This window comes from Erwinia sp. AK-PDG3-5, from assembly GCF_056821705.1.
In genome coordinates, this window is the sequence record NZ_CM165967.1 from 633,432 (window position 1) to 653,141 (window position 19,710).

The following is a 19,710-nucleotide window of genomic DNA, read 5'->3' on the forward strand; positions in this document are numbered from 1 at the left end:
AAAAAGAGTGCCGTAGCACGCAGCGGTCCTTCTTCTCACAATAATAATCCTTTTAATTTATTCTATTTATTACATTGCTCTGGCAATGAATTATCTCGCCTTATTGTATTAAACAATTTAAAGACAAATTAAGTGTCCATTAAAAGTGATTTTAATTTTGCTGTAAACGGATATGTCAGGAATGATTGATCTGCGATAATATTCAAAATAGAGAAAAGCAGGGTCTTTTGAGATGCTTTATTATGAGGGTGTTAAATAAACTACCAGGAAATAAGGAGGGATTAATTAAATCCCCCTGAATAATACTATTCTACTGAAAAAATAAAAGAGTATTGTTCAGGGGTAAATCAGGAGGAAGTGTATTCACCGTGGCAGGCTAGCCTGTGCGAAGCCAGGCGATCAGCGTCGGCAGTAACGTCAGCAGCCACAGGATCAGCCCAATCACCCCACCGACCACCGTGCCGTTGATGCGGATGCGCTGTAAATCCTTGCCGATATTCAGCTCAACCTGATGCGACATATCCTTCGCATCCCAGCTCTTCACCGTATCGCTGATATGGCGGCTTAAGAACGCCGAGAATTCCGGTGCGGCGCTGGTCGCGGCCTCTTCCATATGCTGGTTGAGCGAGGCGCGTAAGTTGGCATCCTGCATCAGGGTTTCCCCCAGCCACTGACCGGCAGCGCTAACTTTGCTGTGCAGCACCGAATCTTCTTTATCAAGATCCGCTTTCAGCCAGTTACGCAGATCGCCCCACAGCTGGCTGATATAGGTATTCAGCGCGTCATCCTGCTTCAGATAGTCTTTGATCTCTTCGGCTTTCAGCTGCATTTCGGGATCGTTGCGCAGCCGCTCGATCAGCCGTTGCACCGCGCGGTTAAAGCCCTGACGGATCTCATGCGCGCCATCCTGCTCGATATCGTTGAGGATCGATCGCACCGCGTTGGCAGCCATCTCCGCACTCTTATCGCCAACCCATTCGGTCGGCAGCATCTTCTCTTTCAACGGATGCTCGCGCTTCAGATAACGCATCACCTGCTGGGCGATAAATTCGTGGGTGCCCGGCTTGTTCACCAGATGCAGAAGCTGTGCGATGGCATCGTCGAGCAACGTCTGGTGACGGTTATTCTTCGTCAGACTTTCCAGCACCATCGCCGCCGACTGCGACAAATCGACCTTATCGATGGCTTTATGGATGGCACGACGCATAAATGCCTGAATGCGCTGATCATCGGCCAGGTCGAGGAACCCGCGCACAATCTTCAGCAGATAACCGCCCAGACGAGCGGCGTTCTCAGGGCTGCTCAGCCAGTTGGCAATCATCTGCGCCGGATCGTGACGGCGGATCAGCGTCAGCAGCGAGGTAGTGTTAAGGAATTTGTCCTGCACAAACAGCGCAAGGTTATCGGCAATGCGGTCTTTATTGCGCGGGATAATGGCGGTATGACGCCCAACCAGTGGGATCGGCACGCGCCTGAACAGCGCGCTGACCGCAAACCAGTCGGCCAGTCCGCCGACCATCGACGCTTCAGAAATGGCCTTCAGCGCACCGACCCAATGATTAGTCGGAAACCACAGCGGGTAAAGCACGGTGCCGATAAAGGCCCCTGCCGCGCCGCATAACAGCAGCAACGGCGTACGTTTAGCTCTGGTGAGTTCGAGTTCTTTGTCCATTGACCCTTATCTTACAATTTATGGTGTGTTGACGGCCTTGCCTTACTCCCGTTGCTTAGCGTTTACGGCCGCCCATAATGCTGCCCAGCACGCCACGGATAATCTGATTGGTAATCTGGCGCGCGGCGCTTTTGGTGACGCTTTGCACCACGCCATCTCGCTTGCCGCCGCGCGGGCCGGTGCTGCCGAACAGGATATCCTTCAGTCCGCCGAGGATGCCGTCGTCCACCTCGACCTTTTGCCCTTTGGCCGGCGGCGCGTTGGCCTCGTCGCTGGCGGCCTGCACGCCTTTGCTCAGCATCTCGTAAGCCGATTCCCGATCGACCGCCTCTTCATATTTGCCGGAGAGCGGAGAGTGATTGATCAGGCCGTTGCGCTCATCGTCGGTAACCGGCCCCATCCGGGAGAAGGGCGCTATCACCGACGCGCGCTCGACCACCGACGGGCTGCCTTTCTCATCCAGGAAGGAGATTAACGCCTCGCCGGTGCCGAGTTCCTGAATGGCGGCGACGGTATCGAACGCCGGGTTGGCACGCATGGTCTGCGCGGCCACCTTCACCGCCTTTTGATCCTTAGGCGTAAACGCCCGCAGCGCGTGCTGAACACGGTTGCCGAGCTGTCCGAGCACCGTATCCGGGATATCCGCCGGATTCTGCGAGACAAAATAGACGCCCACGGCTTTGGAACGAATTAAACGTATCACCTGCTCAATCTTATCCAGTAGCACCTGCGGCGCATCGCTGAACAGCAAATGGGCTTCATCGAAGAAGAACACCAGTTTTGGCTTCTCTTGATCGCCGGCTTCCGGCAGTTGCTCGTAAAGCTCTGAAAGCATCCACAGCAGGCTGGTGGCGTAGAGTTTCGGCATCTGATAGAGCTTCTCTGCCGAGAGGATATTGATTACCCCTTTGCCGTCGCTGTCGGTGCGCATCCAGTCTTTGATGTCGAGCATCGGCTCACCGAAAAAGTACTCGGCACCCTGTTGCTCCAGCGACAGCAGCCCGCGCTGGATCGCCCCCACCGACGCGCTGTTGATATTGCCGTACTGCGTCTGGAATGCTTTGGCGTTATCGCCGATGTACTGGGTCATCGCCCGCAGGTCTTTAAAGTCGAGCAGCAGCAGACCCTGATCGTCCGCCACGCGGAAGATAATCTGCAGCACGCCGCTCTGGACCTCATTCAGATCCAGCAGACGCGCCAACAGCAACGGGCCGAGATCGGAGACCGTGGCGCGAATGGGATGGCCTTTTTCGCCGAAGATATCCCACAGCACCACCGGATTGCCCTGCGGCGACCAGTCGGTCACGCCAATCTTCGCCAGTCGATCTAACAGCTTCTCGGAGGCCGCGCCTTCTTTCGCTATCCCGGTCAGATCGCCCTTCACATCGGCCATAAACACCGGCACGCCGATGGCCGAGAAGCTTTCCGCCAGCTTTTGCAGCGTGACGGTTTTGCCGGTGCCGGTTGCGCCGGTAATCAGCCCGTGACGGTTGGCCATGCCAGGCAAAAGGCTAAGCGACAGGTCGGTGGTTTTGGCAATCAGCAACGGTTCAGTCATCGGTATGGTTCCTGAAGTAAGCGAAAGAAGTGGGTGAAGTCATACACTAAGCGTAGCAGGCCGACGCGCAGCGAAGCGAGAAGGGCACTGTCCTTTTTCAGCGCGCAATGATGACTGTAACGGATTCAGTTGGCGGATAAATAAAAAAAAGAGCCGCGCAGTGGCGGCTCCGGGAAGGACGGTGAGGGGACAGCCTCGCCGTTTTAAGAGATGAACTGTTTGCCCTGCTTCAGAACCAGGTCACAGGCTTTGGTTTTCACCTTCTTGCCCATCGCGGTATCGCCCAGGCTGCTGAGGTTCACCTGCTGATTATTACCGGTGTTCAGCAGACCCATCAGGCCCTGTTTGTAATCGGTGGTTTCCTGCTGCTTGGCCGTGTCGGTCAGACCCAGTTTGCCCATCAGCTGGTCTTTCACCGAGCTGACGTTGTTATCCACAAGATTGTTCTTCACGCAGTATTGCAGCACGCCAGTGGCATTGGTCATGGTGCTGGAGCTGAGCGCCTGATTGCCGCCGCCTAACAGGCTGGTCAGCGAGCTAAGCGACGTTCCCGCAGGCTGAGGCGTGGTACCCGACGCCGCAGTAGAAGAATTTGAGTTCTGGCTGAGCGTCGAAGCCGCGCTGCTCAGCTGATCCTGCCAGCTGGCTGCAGAAGCCACGCCCGCGAACAAGGAAGTCGAAACCGTTACTGCCAAAACCATCTTAGAAAATTTCATAATAGACCTTATAGTATGTTTTCCAGCGCGACGCCCTTCGGGCGTCACACCGTATCTCCCCATTGGGACTGCCGGATTGTCGGGGAGTTCCGCATTGTGAGGGGGGAAAGCATTTGGTGCTGGCCTTTGAGATTAGTCCTAAGGGGAAGGTGGGGCGGATGGCGGAGGTGGTGGGTTGGTTGTATGGTGAGTTTACGGGGTGGAGAAGGGGGGAGAAGTGGGACTGCTGATTTTGGGCTTTTGTTGTGGAGGATCGTTTGGGGAGAGGCTGGGTAAGGTTTTTCCTCGTAACCGCTGATTTTTTCAGCACTTGCATCACAACAGGGCGGATAGTAGTTGCGCGCAGAGTCGGTAACGGTATAATCCCCAACGTTTTCCGCATACCCTTCAGTGCCGAAGTGGCGAAATCGGTAGACGCAGTTGATTCAAAATCAACCGCCGCGAGGCGTGCCGGTTCGATTCCGGCCTTCGGCACCATCGGAACATCAATAGACGTCAACGGACGTCTTTTTTTGTGCCTGAAATCCAGTATTTACCTATCTTTCCCGCTATAGTAACTCTCTCAAGGTCAACCGGGTTCAACGTACATCTACCAACAGATGTTGGTACAGATGATGGTATTTCCGGTTCGATAATGCTTGTACCAACAGGAGGGATAAGCATGGCTCTAACAGATATTAAAGTCAGAACAGCCAAGCCAAAAGATAAGCAATACAAGCTGACTGATGGTAATGGTATGCATCTTCTCGTCCACCCAAATGGTTCAAGATACTGGCGTCTGCAGTACCGCTATGGCGGAAAGCAAAAGATGCTGGCTTTAGGTGTTTACCCTGACGTATCTCTTGCAGATGCCAGAGCTCGTCGCGATGACGCTCGTAAGCTTTTAGCAAACGGCATCGATCCGGGAGATAAAAAGAAAAATGATAAGATTGAGCAGGAGGAAGCACGTACTTTTGAGCAGCTTGCTATTGAGTGGCATGCCACAAATAAAAAGTGGTCGGAAGAACATAGCCGACGAGTGCTTAAAAGCCTGGAGGACAATCTCTTCCCTGCCATAGGTAAGCGGAATATCGCTGATCTTAAAACTAGAGACCTGCTGGCCCCAATCAAAGCGGTAGAACTGTCAGGACGGCTTGAGGTTGCTTCACGATTACAACAGCGAACCACGGCAATTATGCGCTATGCCGTACAGAGTGGTTTACTGGACTATAACCCCGCGCAGGAGATGGTTGGCGCTGTTGCTTCAAGTAACAGGCAGCATCGACCAGCCCTTGAGTTGAAACGGACTCCCGAGCTGCTTCAGCGCATAGGCAGCTATACCGGTAGGCCGCTGACTCGCCTAGCCGTTGAGCTAACTCTTCTTGTCTTCATTCGTTCCAGTGAATTGCGTTTTGCTCGCTGGTCAGAGATCGATTTTGAAACATCTATGTGGACGATTCCAGCCGAGCGAGAAGCTATTGAGGGAGTAAAGCACTCACAGCGTGGCTCAAAAATGCGTACACCTCATCTGGTGCCACTTTCCCGACAGGCTCTGGCGATTCTTGAACAGATAAAGAGGTTCAGTGGCGATCACGAACTGATCTTTATTGGTGACCATAACCCTCGCAAGCCGATGAGTGAAAACACGGTTAACAAATCTCTGCGAGTGATGGGATATGACACTCAGGTTGAAGTCTGTGGTCACGGTTTCAGGACAATGGCGTGTAGTTCGCTGATTGAATCGGGGTTGTGGTCGAGGGATGCGGTGGAACGACAGATGAGCCATATGGAGCGTAACTCTGTGCGGGCAGCGTATATCCATAAAGCGGAACATCTGGATGAACGCAAGCTGATGTTGCAGTGGTGGGCTGATTTTCTTGATGCGAATCGGGAGAAGGCGGTTAGTCCGTTTGATTTTGGGAAGATACGCAGGTGAAGGGATTTAATATATTGTAAATCTGCGGCCTGAACTGCTAGGCCGCTACAAAGTTAATGCCGGGTACCTATGGTGGAAAAATGGGCAAGCAATAACCGCAAAGTGTATGCCGGAATCAGTACTGGATTCAAAAAGGCTATGTGGGCGAGTCGATTGTTCAGTAAAATCTAATACTGTATATTGCAGTACATTTGCAGGCATTCTTCGGGAGTGTGACATGGCTACTACCAAAACCGCGACGCTTACCATCCGGCTAGATCCTGGATTGAAGGACGCGCTGCGAGCTGCCGCACAAGTGGAACATCGTTCTATCGCTAACATGATAGAAATGCTGATCCGTGAACATTGCGTGAAAAATGATATAGCCATCGAGCAGTCCAAGAAATCGGATCAACGTGGGGAACGTTAAACATGATCAAGACAGTGAAACAGGCGTGTCGTTTTAATCCTGTTATTAAGGATTACAGAATGAGCCAGGGAATTGAGAATCTGGCTGATCTGATAAACGATGCAGGCGATGGCAAAGAGTTCTTTTCAAGAAACTATGTTACTCACGGTATGGAGCAACTTTTCCGAGAAGGTATGCTTCGCCTGTCTGGTAAGTCAGACCAAGCAGTTTTCGAGCTCACCCAGGCTATGGGGGGGGGGAAAACCCACATGATGATTGCGCTAGGCTTGCTTGCAAAAAATACACATTTACGTCCTGAGGTCTTGCCTGCTGATCTTAATAAGCGCTTAGACTTTGATAATGCAAGAATTGCTGCGTTTAATGGTCGCAATAATCCTGACAATTACATCTGGGGGGATATTGCCACCCAGCTCGGCGAGTCAGAGAAAATCAAACAGCATTGGATTAATGGTCCTAAAGCTGTTGACCAACAAAAGTGGAAAGAGATTATTGGCAGCACTCCCACGTTGATAATGATTGATGAGTTGCCGCCATATCTTGATAACGCAAGTACTCAGGTATACGGTTCAGGCACACTTGCTAACATGGTGGTATACAGCCTTAGTGCCTTGATGAGTGCTGCATTAGAACTACCAAACTGCTGTATTGTCATCGCCAACTTGTCTGGTAGTTATGATGCCCAGACCAAGACACTTAAAGAAGCAATTTCAAACCTGCAGCAAGAAACTCGCAGACAATCGATGACCATTACGCCGGTACAGCTATCGGGTAATGAAATATATGAAATCCTTAAAAAGAGATTGATTGATGAGCTGCCAGATGAGCAAACCATCAATGAAGTTGCTGAGGAATACGCTCAGCAAATCAAAAAGGCAGAGGACGGAGGATACATTGTTGCAGCAAGTATTGAACAAATTGCTGAACAAATCAGAGAGACCTACCCCTTCCATCCATCGTTTAAACACTTGGTAGCTCTGTTTAAAGAAAATGAGGGATTCAGGCAGACTCGAGGCTTGATGCAGTTTACTGCTCGCCTATTAAAAAGTGTTGAGCAACGCGAAGTTGATGATGTTTTCCTTGTCGGCACGCAGCACCTGGATCTTAATGACGAGCAAGTGAATGATGAAATTGAACGAATTTCACCAAAACTGATTCCAGCCGTCACCAGAGACATTGCTGACAAGGGCGATGCGATTGCCGAGAATATCGATAATGAACTCAGTAACGATGCGGCTAGCCAGTTAATGACATTGCTGCTTGCATCGTCTTTGTCTCGTGCTGTAGGGGGGCGTATTGGCCTGTCGGAAAGTGAAGTAATTGAATTCTTAGCCGCGCCTAATCGTAAAGCTGATGAGTTCCTTGATGCACTCCAAAAATTACGCGAACAAGCTTGGTATTTACACCGGGAAGACCAGCGCTTCTATATCAAAGAAACGGAAAACCTTTCACGTCAGATCGAGCGTAATGCTAAAGAATTACCGCAACCAAAAATTGATCAGGCTCTAATTCATAGGCTTAAAGGAATCCTTCAGCCCAATCGTCGTAACGTATATCAGGAGGTTCAGATCCTCCCACGTATGGACGAACTCAAGCTGGGTGGACCTCGTGTTCTTATAGTGATTAAGCCAGATGGTAAAGTGCCTCCTAGCGAACTTACTAATTTCTTTGAGTTTCAGCAGGAAAAAAACAACTTACTTGTGCTTACTGGACAGGACAGCATCATGGCTGATGCAGTGGAAGATCGCCTGCGTGAGCTGTATGCCATCGAACAGATTACCAAGCGGTTGAAAGCTGGGGATACCTTATATGAGGAAGCTCGGGACAGATTAGAAGAAGCTGAAGGGCGTTTTATCAAGGCCTTGTCTGCAGCTTATAATACAATCCTATTTCCCGGTATCGATGAAATCGATGGCTCTGAGCGTTTGCTCAAAGTCACAATTGATCATGGATTAAAAGTTGGGGAAGGTGACCAATCTGCCGAAGTGCAAATTGAAAAATTGATGGCAGATCCAAGAGCTAATTATAAATTAGCTTCTGATTTGGATAAGAATTTCACCCAGTTTTTTGCTATGGCAGAATCCGAACTTTGGCCGTCTGGTGCCAGTAACCGCCGTACACCATGGAAGGATGTTGTCAACCGCGCCAAATGCAATTCAGGCTGGCCCTGGATGCCTGGTGGCAGTGGTATGGATACCCTCAGGGCTGCAGCTCTTAAGCAGGGGCGCTGGAGAATGGGGGAGGATGGTTATATTGAAAAAGGACCATTCCCGAAAGAAAAAACCAGTGTTAACGTCACGTTGGTAGGCACTAGTCCAGAAAATGGAGAGTCGCTCATCACTTTGACTCCAAGAAATGCGGGTGAGAGCCCAGTTATCTATTTCTCGACTAAACCAGAAGTGCTAGATACTGATCCAACAGTTGATGATTTGGAAAATTTTAGTACGAGGGAAGGTACACTTTATTTTAAAGTTGCCGATCCAACCGGAAAATATGAGTGTGGCCCCGCAACGCGCTGGGTTGCAGATCTAAAAATAAGACATCAAATTGAACCTTCCGCAGATAAACGAAAGGTTACCTTGCAGTGTACGCCGAAAGCCGAGATGTACTACACCTTGGATGGCTCGAATCCGAAAGATGGACAACCCTATGTTGCTCCGTTTGAAGTTGGCTCTAATGCTGCTCGCTTGTTGGTTTACGCTAAAGCAGGTGAAGCAACTAAAACAGCAGATTTCCCGATACAGCATAGCGGTGACAAAACTGTTCAGATAGATGACACCAAGCCAGCGAGTTTAATCAGTGGCAAGCGTGTACCGCTCGATACCACAGAAAAGGTCTTCAAGGTACTGAACCGCTTTAAAGATCAAGCAAACACACGCTTTAAAGGTGTTCGCATTGAGATCGGTGAAGGAGAGAACACTGTTGGTGTTCGCTTTGGAGAGCGTCAAATCACGGCCGCAATGATCGAGGCGACTATAAATAGCTTGCGGGACGTATTGAACGAAGCTGATGCTAATGTCTCAATTGCTGTGAGAGATGGTGTCGATTTTGAAAATGGCTTTGAAGCCAAAGAGTTCGCCAAATTAGTTGGTATTGAGTTGAAACCTGGTGACATTGCTCAAGAAGAGTAATCCCCAAAAATAGAGACTAGATATATGGCCAAGGCACAATCAAAAAAAACCACGACAGGTGTTAAGCATCCGACGCTGGGTTTCGGTGTGCCTGCTAGCAGTGATCCTCACCACTTTAAAGTGATCATTCCAAAGTCGAGTACCGGTAAAGTGCAAATTAGTGAGTATCTTGGTTTGCAGGCGCAAAGCGAAGAATTTTCTGTAGTTGATCGTGTGCAGTTAGACCGCACTCGTTGGACAGCGATACGCGCTGAAGTGCAACGTGCGTTTAATTCTCGCTTGAAAAGCTATGGCTTAGAAACTAGCTCTTGGCAAGTAGGCGAGAACATGCTTGACCGTTTGTTAGGTAAGGAGATTTGTGTACTCGCTTGGGCAATAGAGGGTATGGAAATTGACAATATCCCCGTTGCAGTTCGCAACTGGTTAGCGCTTAGCCCAGAAGAACGTTGGTGGTTATTTGGAATGACAGCCAAAAGCACTGGAGGGGTTGAAGATCGTGATATTGGGTGGCGTATTGCCCTGCGTCACGCGCTTGGTGATATCGTACAAACTGAGCAAATACAATTCACTCAAGACAGCTGTGTCTCTTATAGTCGACATGCACCAAAATCACACGAAATTGAGGAACCATCAGTAAGTTATGGCGACTTGAAATCATCTGATAATACCTGCTTGTTGTCTCACGATACCGGTGGTGACGATTCGTTATCTCTCGATGCAGCTAATGCTCAATTATCTATTGAACCTGCTCTAGGCAACTCAAATGCAGAGGAGTTCTTATTCTTGTTTGAAGCCAAACTTGCCAAGGCTATCGGGCAGCCGGTTGGCGAAATGAGTAGTCCAGAATTTTTGGTCAAAAAGGGATCAACAGCCAATATTGCTCTAGCTAGATCATTGCGCCCAGCGATTCGAGACCTGCGTCAGAAACTTTTAGATGATGGTGTTCTAATGAAACGAGGAGATGTTTATTCCTTCGAACACGAGTATCAGTTTAAAAGTCCCAGTGCGGCAGCTTGTGTAATAGCAGGTAATCCGCGTAGTGGTATGGATGCTTGGCGGGATCTGCAAGGGCGGAGCCTGAAAGAGCTGGGATACGGTAAAAAAAGTTAGCTCATGGTTTGAATTTAGGCGCGGAAAAACTATGAAGCCTAAAAAATATGTTCATTTTTTAGGTCGGGCAAGGCAAATTGCCTTGCCCGACCTGTTTGGAGATAAAGACAAGATGGCAGAATTAACTCCTTTTGTACTTAAGGATGCACCAGCTCTAATTGAGGCGGCATATCCGGCACAAAAAATTTCATTCGAAGCCCAAAAAGAACGAAAAGCTGGGCCAGGTCAAACATTAACTTCATTGGGATCTTATTGGAAGGGTAGAAAACCTTTGATCCTTGTTCGGTCGATCGTGTTGGGGACACTCTTGCCTCAAACTGAGGATACTGAAAAAGATTTAGAAACATTCGAGATGCTGATGGGTTTTGACATCGAAAGCCTAGCAAAACGAGCGTTAATTCAAAATGATATTAAGCCGACCGATATAGCTGCTCGTATACAGTTGCATAATCCTTGGGATTATTTTAGTCATAACGTCAAAGCTACTGATGCTAATTTTAACGAGATAGATGCGTTACAATTTCCAATCAACAGTAATTCTCTTGGCCTAAAGTTGCGCTGGCGTCGCGATGTAGAAAAAAGAGAAAAACTGACGATCTATATCCAATATTTAGAAACTATTGATGGATATGAGGCAAAAGCTAGCCTTTGCAAAAGACCGGAGGAAGTTGACCAGCATTGGCTTTACGAGCATATTTGGGCAAAAGTTAATCGAAACTATAAAAACCTTGGCATTAACGCAAAATCCCATCAAGAACTCGTAGAACAACTCGGGCTGCTTCGCTACGGCCACCGACCAAAAGTAGCCGATACCTTTAGTGGTGGCGGTTCAATACCATTCGAAGCAGCCAGATTAGGTTGTGACGTGTATGCCTCTGACTTAAATCCAATCGCGTGCATGTTGACTTGGGGAACATTTAATATCATTGGTGCTCAGCCTGATGTCCATAAATCGACAATAGAAAAGCAGAGACAAGTCAAAAATAAGGTTGAAAAAAAAATAGTTGACTTAGGAATCGAACATGATTCCAAAGGTAATAGGGCTAAGGCTTTCTTGTATTGTATAGAGGCTCGTTGTCCTGAAACTGGGTGGTTGATTCCCTTGTCGTCCTCTTGGGTTATTTCGCCGAGACAAAATACTATTGCAAAACTAATACCTAATCGTGAACTTAAGTCGTTTGATATTGAGGTTATTAGCGATGTAACTTCTAATGAGTTAGAGGCTGCGAAAACTGGTACCGTTCAAGATGGGCAAATGGTTTATGAGTTAGATGGTAAAGTGTACCGCACGCCGATAAAAACACTTCGAGGTGATTTTCGGGATCAAGATGGAAAAACAAAAAACCGATTAAGGTTATGGGAAAAATTGGATTTTAGGCCAAGGGAGAATGATATTTTTCGAGAAAGATTGTATGCAATACAATGGGTTACAAAGGATTCTATACATGAGTCTAGAAAAATAACATTTTTTACAGGCCTTAGAGAAGAAGATATTATTCGTGAAAAAGTGATAGATAAAATTCTATCTGAAAACATTCAGGATTGGCAGTCGCGCGGAATAATTCCCGATATGGAAATAGAGCCGGGTGACAAAACCGATGAGCTTATCAGAACGCGTGGATGGCGATATTGGCACCAATTGTTTACTCCGAGAGATCTCTTGAATCTAGCCTTTCTAAAGCAAGAAATAGATGCTCCAGAGCTAATTTCAGAATTTTGTGGAACACTTGATTTTTGCTCAAAATTATCTCGTTGGATTGTCAGATATTCATCAGGGGGGGGGAGCGATTTCACCTCTAATGTATTTTCAAATCAAGCATTAAATACACTGTACAACTGGGCTAATAGATCATTTTTTGATTGCGAATTTGTACAAAATTATCCATCGATCCCGTTGCCCCACAAAACTGAGTTACAAGCTTTAGCAAGCAATGAAATAACAGTATTGAATAATATATACATTACAGATCCCCCATACGCAGATGCGGTTAATTATCATGAAATTACTGAATACTTTATTGCATGGCTACGCAAAAATCCGCCTGAACCATTCGATAAATGGACATGGGACTCCCGTAGAGCCTTAGCTATTAAGGGTGCTGGGGATGACTTCCGTAAGGGAATGATTAGTGCTTATAAGGCGATGGCAGAGCATATGTCCGACAACGGTATGCAATGTGTGATGTTTACCCATCAAGATACTGGCGTTTGGTCAGATATGGTTGGTATTTTCTGGGCATCAGGGTTACAGGTTGTAGGAGCTTGGTACATCGCCACTGAAACTAGCACTGAACTGAAGAAAGGCGGCTACGTGCAAGGCACAGTCATTTTGATGCTGCGCAAACGCGTTGCTGGAGAACGTGCTGGTTTTAAGCAACGGTTGTTGCCGACCGTGCGGGCTGAGGTTAAGCGCCAGATCGAAACAATGATGCACCTTAATGATGAGGTTCAAGGCAAGTTGGGTGAACCTGTCTTTAACGACTCTGATCTTCAAATGGCCGGTTATGCAGCAGCGCTAAAAGTTCTGACGTCTTATACCCATATTGGTGGCGATGATGTCACCAACTTTGCCCTGCGTCCACGTATCAAGGGTGAAGTAACTGTCGTGGATGAGATAGTGCAACAAGCTGCTGAAGCTGCAAATAGTCTGTTGGTACCAGAAGGGTTATCCGCTGATACTTGGCAAAAAATAAATGGTATTCAACGTTTCTATCTACGCATGATGGATATTGAAACCACAGGGGCTTCAAAACTTGATAACTACCAAAATTTCGCCAAGGCCTTCCGAGTTGAGGATTACGGTCGGGTAATGGGTAATATGACTGCTAATAAGGCGCGTCTTAAGCAAGTACCCGAGTTTTCTTCACGTGACCTGACGGACAGTACTGAGATCGGCTCAACTTGGCTTGGACATTTGATTATTGCCTTGCAAGAAACACTCAGTGAGAAAGAACTTCAGACAATAATTAATCAGTTGCAAGCAGATTTGCCGGACTTTATAGAAGTGCGGCCGGTATTGATCGAAATGCTAACCTTCATTGAGAAAAAAGCTCCCGAGAGAGCCACTCGTGAGGCAGCTGAAGTGTTGGGGGCCCGCCTGAAGAACATGCGTGCACTTGGCCAATGATCGACGTGAATAGAAGCAATGATGAATCAATGAAGCTATTAGTTGAGTTACAACTGGGATGGAGATTCTACGGTAATGAGCATTAGGCGATTTTCGTCACGTACGCATAGACTCGACAATAGTTTCCTGCTTGAGCACCTTAAAGGTGCTCGCAGTTACAAACGTATAGCTGGTTATTTTACGAGCTCACTCTTTGAAGTGGCCAACGAGCTCATCGAGTCTATACCGGATGTAAAAATCGTCTGTAATGTAGATATTCATCCTGATGACCTGAAAGTGGCTCAGCTTCGTGAGTCCAAAATGATAGGTCGCTGGAATGAGCAGAACATTGAAGCTGAAAGCCTACTCAACCGCGATCGCTATCGACGACTTGACAGTTTCTTGGCCAAGCATGGTCAAGTAATCCGGGTTGCTCCTGACAGTATTTGCGGTTTTTTACACGGCAAAGCAGGTGTTATTGAGCTTGCTGATGGGCGAAAAGTTGGCTTCATTGGCTCTATGAACGAAACCAGCAGTGGCTGGCAACGTCATTATGAAATTCTTTGGGAAGATGAATCCCCGGAAGGAGTGGAATGGATTGAACAAGAGTTCAATTTTTTGTGGAATGCGGCTCGTCCATTACCTGAGGCGGTTATTCGTGAGGTGAAACGACGTGGCTATCGCAGAGAGGTTTTATTTGAAGATATCGTCGAAGCTGATGATATAGCTCCTGCAGCGTTGATCGAGTCTCCACTTTATCGGCAGGGATTTTCCTTACAACCTTGGCAGCAAGGGTTTGTCAGTGAGTGCATTCGGCATTACCACAACCATGGCATCGTACGCTTATTGATTGCTGATGAAGTTGGCCTTGGAAAAACGCTTTCGATGGCTACTGCTGCACTTTCATTGTGTTTACTGAGTGATCGCGATAATAAGAAACGCAAACCCGTTATTATTTTTGCTCCAGCCACGCTTTGTGAGCAATGGCAAGTGGAGATGATAGATAAGTTAGGCATTCCTTGTGCTAGATGGCATACCCAGAAGAAAGCTTGGTTAGATCCTGAAGGGCGGATTATATCGCCCACTGGACAAGAACATATTGCAAAGTGTCCGCTTCGCGTAGGGATTGTATCCACGGGCCTAATGATGCGTGACTCGTTAGAGAAGCAGCATTTGTTGGGATTGCATTTTGGTGTGGCGATATTGGATGAAGCGCATAAAGCGCGTAGCAGACAAGGTTTCGGCAAAGATGCTGGCTCGCATAATGAGTTACTCACCTTCATGCGAGAAATCGCTGCGCGCTCAGATCATGTTATTTTGGGCACGGCCACCCCCATTCAAACCAACTCTGAGGATTTATGGGACTTGATTGGCATCTTACATCAAGGTAGCGGTAATTTTGTACTTGGCAACGACTTTGCCAAATGGCACCGCCCACAAGAAGTTTTGCCCATACTGTCGGGTGAACAGCGCGTGACCAAAACCAGTTTTGCTTGGGAGCTTCTTCGGTCACCATTACCAGTCGTAGATTCAACCAATGAACAGTATGCTCGTCGCCTATTTAGCTCTATTCGCCAGGATCTTGGCTTAATTAATCAGAATGATAAATGGGATATAAAGAATACGCTCTCAGACCTGTCAGAAGACTCTTTAGAATATTTTGAAGATGAGTTGGATAGAGATATATCTGGTGCCAGTTTTTTTCAGCGTGAAAACCCATTAATCCGCCACATTGTTTTGCGCAAACGTGTAACGCTTGAAGATGCTGGTCTTTTGCCCCGCATAGGTGTAGATGTTCATCCTGATCGGGAGTTGGCAAAGGAAGTTCACCAATTTAATATTTTGTTCGAAGGGAAAGCCTTGAGAACAAGTGAGGACTTCCGACAAGCTTATGCAGAGGCGCGACATTTTAGCAAAGCCCTTTCCCTGAATGGTAAGGGCAGTGGCTTCATGAAAAATCTTATGGAACAACGGATTTGCTCAAGTATTGCCGCTGGATTAAATACGGCCCGAATGCTATTGGAAGGCCGTACTGTTCTTGAGGAAAACGATGAACAGCTGATTGAGATTAAAGCCGAAAGCCCGGCTGAAATTGCGGTTCTGGAAAGGATGATAGCCAGACTTGAGCATATAAAAGAAGATCCGAAACTCAACGCTGTGATTCATTACCTTGAGAAGGAGAAGTGGCTGAAATTTGGAGTCATTATTTTCAGCCAGTATTACGATACAGCTAAGTGGGTCGCCGACTCACTTGCTGAACGTTACCCTAATCAGGCTGTGGGTCTTTATGCTGGTGCAGGTCGCAGCCGCCTTTATCAAAAGGGTGAAAGTGTCAATATCGAAAGGGAAATGCTTAAGCGTATGGTTGCTGAGCATCAACTTGAGATCATGGTTGCCACGGATGCCGCTTGTGAAGGCCTGAATCTTCAGACATTAGGTACGTTGATCAATATTGACTTGCCATGGAATCCGACACGTTTAGAGCAGCGTATTGGCCGCATCAAGCGCTTTGGCCAAGTTCGTGAAAAAGTCAGTATGCTTAATCTCGTCAACGAGCAAACCGTGGACGAAAAGGTTTATGAGAAACTGTCTGAACGAATGCAGGATCGTTACAACCTGTTCGGCTCTTTGCCTGACACCATCCGTGATGAATGGATAGAAGATATTGAAACTATGGGTGAGAAAATGGATGAGTATATTAACGCCCAGAAGCAGGCTAATGGGTTTGACTTGCGATATACAGAGACAATGTCTCCATCAGATAAAGATTGGCGTGATTGCTCCAACGTACTCTCGCGTCGCGATTTCACAGAGTTAATGATGTCCGGGTGGAGTGAAAGTAAATGAGTTCTGGAAAAATGGTTACTTATGATCAGCTCATGGTCCCATTAATGAAGGCCTTAGTTAACTTAGGGGGGTCGGGTAGTATCGATGAAATCTATGAGACTGTGGTTGATATAGAAAAGTTTGATGAAGAAACATTGGCGATTTTACATAACCCGGAGAAAAGCAGTCAGACAGAGATTGGGTATCGCTTAGCTTGGGCGCGCACTTACTTAAAAAAGGCGGGTTATCTAGAAAATTCATCACGTGGTGTATGGGCCTTAACAGATAAAGCGAAACAAGCGTCGGAAATCGATAGTCGTGAGATTGTAAATTTTGTTCGTACATTAGACCGAAAAGCTAGCCTGGCTACAACGGATCCTAGTAAACCTGAATTATCTGTTGATGATTCACCGGAGGAAGTGCTTGCTTGGCGCGAAAAATTACATCACATATTGATTGAGGAGATGAGTCCTGACGCGTTTGAAAGGTTAACGCAAAGGCTTCTACGAGAATCTGGTTTTATTCACGTTGAAGTTACAGGCCGTACTGGTGATGGTGGTATAGATGGTAAAGGCATTGCCAGAATAAATGGTTTGATGAGTTTTCACATTGCTTTTCAGTGCAAAAAATACAAAGGATCGGTTGGGGCTCCAGAGATACGAGATTTCCGAGGTGCTACTGTGGGACGGGCAGATAGAGGAATGTTTATTACAACTGGGAATTTCACAAAAGCTGCCATAGAAGAAGCAAATCGTGACGGTGTTTCCCCAATAGATTTAGTTGATGGCGATCAATTAGCTGATAAGCTTAAGGAACTAAGTTTAGGAGTGAGAACAGAGCTCGTTGAGAAAGTGAGTGTAGATCCAGATTGGTTTTTAAATCTTTAGTAGCTACTAGTTAATTTTCCACAGTAGGGACTTGAATGGATGTATGGTTGTCATGATTTGTATTAGCTCAAAATATGAGCTAACAATTTCCTCAGGCAGCATCCAATCAAATCTGACATTCCGCTGCGAGCGAGAAGTGGAAGCTCTTGTTGGACTCAAATCTGATGACTGTTTGGCTCAAATCTTGGTTTATTGATCAACAGGGAGCAGTTCAGGCCTAGGGTCCCATATGGCCTAGAATAAGTTAGAATTCATTTTCTCCACTTATATGGTCAGGACGAAGAAACACAACTTTTATGACTAAGACAAAGAGACACAACTTCCCTCCAAGCGTTGTTGGTAAGATCGCAGAGCGCGCCGCATACATTTGTAGCAATCCTTCTTGTCACAGAGTAACAATCGGCCCGGATCAATCGGCGGAAAATCTTTCTATCAAGACGGGTGAGGCGGCGCATATCTGCGCGGCAAGTCCTGGTGGACCACGCTATGACATGTCCCAATCAGAAACAGAGCGGAAGAGCATAAATAATGCTATATGGTTGTGCGGAGCTTGTGCCGATCTAGTTGATAAGAATGGTGGAAAGGGTTACCCAGCCGAGCATTTGCGCAAATGGAAACGCGACCACGAATCACTGATGAAGGAGTGTTTGGAGGGAGGAAAGAGACTAATGTTTCAGTTTCTGTCGCATCGTCCAGACGAGAACGTTGCTCTACGTGTGATCCATTTATTGGAAGACAAGAGTTCTCTCTATATGCCATACGCTCAAGAAGATCCAAGCCGAGTCTTGGATTCTTTGAAGGAGCTCCGGCTCTCTCTTACGGCGATTCGCTCTGAGATTGCACCCGAGTCCCCGCTATCAGTGATCGTTGAGTCAATTGTCCGTGCTTGCCGACACTATATGAATTCAACTCCTGATTGGCCGGGCATTGATGAGCTGAACTTCTCCCTCGGCGCAGTTCGTAAGGTAGTAGGAATTAACATCGGAGAACTACTGAAACACTATGAAATTCCGATCAGCCAAGAACTACATTCCATTATTCCTGAATGAGTTTTAACACATGACTCCAGCGGACGCAGCGTGATAAAGCTGAGCTGCACCGTTAGTTTCAGTCCTTGAATGAATATATCTGGCACAGAGCGGACAGTCAGATTAGGTTTGGCTCAGTGCCAGAATTGTGTCAGTTCAAATCTGAGCTAATACACATGAGTACTAGATGTAGCTGTTGCTGTAAAATGAATATGGCAAGTAGATACCATATTCATTCAAATCTATTTAACCAGACTCAAATGTGGAGGGCGTTTACCAGAGGTTTGCTCAGATAAGCCTTCCCCATTGATGGAGCCCATAAAGAAGCTATTGCTGAAGGTAAGAGCACTTACTTCATCTGCAGGGAACCGTAGTTGTTCGAGGATCGTACTACGCTTGATCCCACTTGAACGCAGTGCTGAAAATACCTTTTCTAATACAAGTGATCTCTCACGATCGTCCATGCCTTGTGGTTCGCTGGTCCGATACCCCCGCCGAGCTAACTCAATTGATAACTGTCGATAATGCCATTCGGTAGATAAACCCACATCGAATGTGCGACGGACCAAAGCTGCGAGTGATACTTTCCAATTTTTTTTCATTGAGATAAGTAGATCCAGCGATGGCATTCTTGGGACTGTCGCCAAAACACTACGTTCAGGCATCAAAAAAGATGATGCAAAGCGGTCTGCATCTAGCTCGGCTTGCCTTCCATTATTGCTCGAATGTTTGTGAAGAACTAAATGACCTAATTCATGAGCGGCATCGAAGCGGCTACGCTCCGGCGTTTTCATTGTGTTCAGAAGAACAAATGGTTTTTCGTCAATCCAAAACGAAAAAGCATCAACTTCAATGCAATTTTCAGCGAGCGAGAACACACGTACACCATTAGCTTCCAGAAGGTGAATTAAGTTAGAAATCGATAATTCACCGACTCCCCAGTGTTCTCTCACTGCTCGGGCGGCACGATCAGGTTCCGAATAACCATCGAAGCTACAATCAGGAATATTGGGTTTCGGTAGTTTGAATTTTTCTTCAATCCAGATCGATAACTCCTGGGCAAGTTTGCCTGCACCAAGCGCTGAATCTCTCTTCTGTGCGCTTAGCTTAGACATTGCTCGAAAACTAACCGATTCAGGAGAAAGAGAAGGGACGTCTCCGTCGAGGAAAAACTCAACAGGGTAACCAAGAACAGCAGAGATTTTATCCATACTGTCACTGGCTATAGCGTCAAAGATACCTGCCTTCTCATAGTTCGAAATCGTTCTGCTGGTCAATTCAGCTGCTTCGGCTAAAGCTCTTTGTGTCAGACCTCTTCGTTCTCTTGCTATACGTAAACGCTCTGAATTAAACAT

General features: G+C 47.1%; 12 protein-coding genes and 1 tRNA gene. 9 read left to right on the forward strand and 4 right to left on the reverse strand.

All coding sequences use genetic code 11. The features are described 5' to 3' along the window. Positions 1-376: 376 nt before the first annotated feature. The 3 genes from AC1UKS_RS02945 to AC1UKS_RS02955 form a co-directional block, all read right to left on the reverse strand. Positions 377-1,672, reverse strand: coding sequence for a DUF445 domain-containing protein (locus AC1UKS_RS02945; RefSeq protein ID WP_482435647.1), 1,296 nt, complete (start codon positions 1,670-1,672; stop codon positions 377-379). A gap of 55 nt (positions 1,673-1,727) precedes the next feature. Continuing rightward, a complete protein-coding gene (locus AC1UKS_RS02950) occupies positions 1,728-3,230 on the reverse strand; it encodes a helicase HerA-like C-terminal domain-containing protein (RefSeq protein WP_482435648.1) in 1,503 nt (500 codons plus the stop codon). Positions 3,231-3,433: 203 nt separating this feature from the next. Beyond that, positions 3,434-3,946 carry a YjjA family protein gene (locus tag AC1UKS_RS02955; RefSeq protein ID WP_013203975.1) on the reverse strand — a complete coding sequence of 171 codons (513 nt, stop codon included), beginning with the start codon at positions 3,944-3,946 and terminating at the stop codon, positions 3,434-3,436. 392 nt (positions 3,947-4,338) lie between these two features. Here AC1UKS_RS02955 and AC1UKS_RS02960 point away from each other — a divergent pair. The 9 genes from AC1UKS_RS02960 (at position 4,339) to AC1UKS_RS03000 (ending at position 18,376) form a co-directional block, all read left to right on the forward strand. Beyond that, positions 4,339-4,423, forward strand: a tRNA-Leu gene (locus tag AC1UKS_RS02960). Positions 4,424-4,607: 184 nt separating this feature from the next. Then, positions 4,608-5,861 carry a tyrosine-type recombinase/integrase gene (locus AC1UKS_RS02965; protein WP_482435649.1) on the forward strand — a complete coding sequence of 418 codons (1,254 nt, stop codon included), beginning with the start codon at positions 4,608-4,610 and terminating at the stop codon, positions 5,859-5,861. A gap of 217 nt (positions 5,862-6,078) precedes the next feature. After that, positions 6,079-6,270 (forward strand): type II toxin-antitoxin system antitoxin, encoded by a 192-nt coding sequence (locus AC1UKS_RS02970; protein ID WP_095924506.1) that lies wholly within the window; start codon positions 6,079-6,081, stop codon positions 6,268-6,270. 2 nt (positions 6,271-6,272) lie between these two features. Then, positions 6,273-9,398 (forward strand): anti-phage-associated DUF499 domain-containing protein, encoded by a 3,126-nt coding sequence (locus AC1UKS_RS02975; protein ID WP_284106250.1) that lies wholly within the window; start codon positions 6,273-6,275, stop codon positions 9,396-9,398. A gap of 24 nt (positions 9,399-9,422) precedes the next feature. Next, complete coding sequence (locus AC1UKS_RS02980) at positions 9,423-10,508, forward strand: anti-phage-associated DUF3780 domain-containing protein (protein ID WP_482435650.1); 1,086 nt, start codon at positions 9,423-9,425, stop codon at positions 10,506-10,508. Between the two features lie 31 nt (positions 10,509-10,539). Then, positions 10,540-13,635, forward strand: a complete 3,096-nt coding sequence (locus tag AC1UKS_RS02985) for an anti-phage-associated DUF1156 domain-containing protein (protein WP_482435651.1) — start codon at positions 10,540-10,542, stop codon at positions 13,633-13,635. 42 nt (positions 13,636-13,677) lie between these two features. Continuing rightward, positions 13,678-16,461: a phospholipase D-like domain-containing anti-phage protein gene (locus AC1UKS_RS02990; RefSeq protein WP_482435652.1), complete on the forward strand. Its 2,784-nt coding sequence runs from the start codon at positions 13,678-13,680 to the stop codon at positions 16,459-16,461. Beyond that, a complete protein-coding gene (locus AC1UKS_RS02995; RefSeq protein WP_482435653.1) occupies positions 16,458-17,327 on the forward strand; it encodes a restriction endonuclease in 870 nt (289 codons plus the stop codon). Before AC1UKS_RS02990 ends, AC1UKS_RS02995 begins: the two co-directional genes overlap by 4 nt. A 296-nt stretch (positions 17,328-17,623) precedes the next feature. Beyond that, on the forward strand, positions 17,624-18,376 hold the full coding sequence (locus AC1UKS_RS03000; protein ID WP_284106245.1) for a hypothetical protein: 753 nt from the start codon (positions 17,624-17,626) through the stop codon (positions 18,374-18,376). A gap of 221 nt (positions 18,377-18,597) precedes the next feature. Here AC1UKS_RS03000 and AC1UKS_RS03005 read toward each other — a convergent pair whose 3' ends face one another. After that, complete coding sequence (locus AC1UKS_RS03005; RefSeq protein ID WP_482435655.1) at positions 18,598-19,710, reverse strand: helix-turn-helix domain-containing protein; 1,113 nt, start codon at positions 19,708-19,710, stop codon at positions 18,598-18,600.

Bases quoted from the DNA above. Each gene is read 5' to 3' on its own strand.
- AC1UKS_RS03005 (WP_482435655.1), bottom strand. From the start codon at position 19,710: ATGTTTAATTCAGAGCGTTTACGTATAGCAAGAGAACGAAGAGGTCTG.
- AC1UKS_RS03000 (WP_284106245.1), top strand. From the start codon at position 17,624: ATGACTAAGACAAAGAGACACAACTTCCCTCCAAGCGTTGTTGGTAAG.
- AC1UKS_RS02975 (WP_284106250.1), top strand. From the start codon at position 6,273: ATGATCAAGACAGTGAAACAGGCGTGTCGTTTTAATCCTGTTATTAAG.
- AC1UKS_RS02950 (WP_482435648.1), bottom strand. From the start codon at position 3,230: ATGACTGAACCGTTGCTGATTGCCAAAACCACCGACCTGTCGCTTAGC.
- AC1UKS_RS02955 (WP_013203975.1), bottom strand. From the start codon at position 3,946: ATGAAATTTTCTAAGATGGTTTTGGCAGTAACGGTTTCGACTTCCTTG.
- AC1UKS_RS02985 (WP_482435651.1), top strand. From the start codon at position 10,540: ATGAAGCCTAAAAAATATGTTCATTTTTTAGGTCGGGCAAGGCAAATT.
- AC1UKS_RS02945 (WP_482435647.1), bottom strand. From the start codon at position 1,672: ATGGACAAAGAACTCGAACTCACCAGAGCTAAACGTACGCCGTTGCTG.
- AC1UKS_RS02980 (WP_482435650.1), top strand. From the start codon at position 9,423: ATGGCCAAGGCACAATCAAAAAAAACCACGACAGGTGTTAAGCATCCG.
- AC1UKS_RS02970 (WP_095924506.1), top strand. From the start codon at position 6,079: ATGGCTACTACCAAAACCGCGACGCTTACCATCCGGCTAGATCCTGGA.
- AC1UKS_RS02995 (WP_482435653.1), top strand. From the start codon at position 16,458: ATGAGTTCTGGAAAAATGGTTACTTATGATCAGCTCATGGTCCCATTA.
- AC1UKS_RS02965 (WP_482435649.1), top strand. From the start codon at position 4,608: ATGGCTCTAACAGATATTAAAGTCAGAACAGCCAAGCCAAAAGATAAG.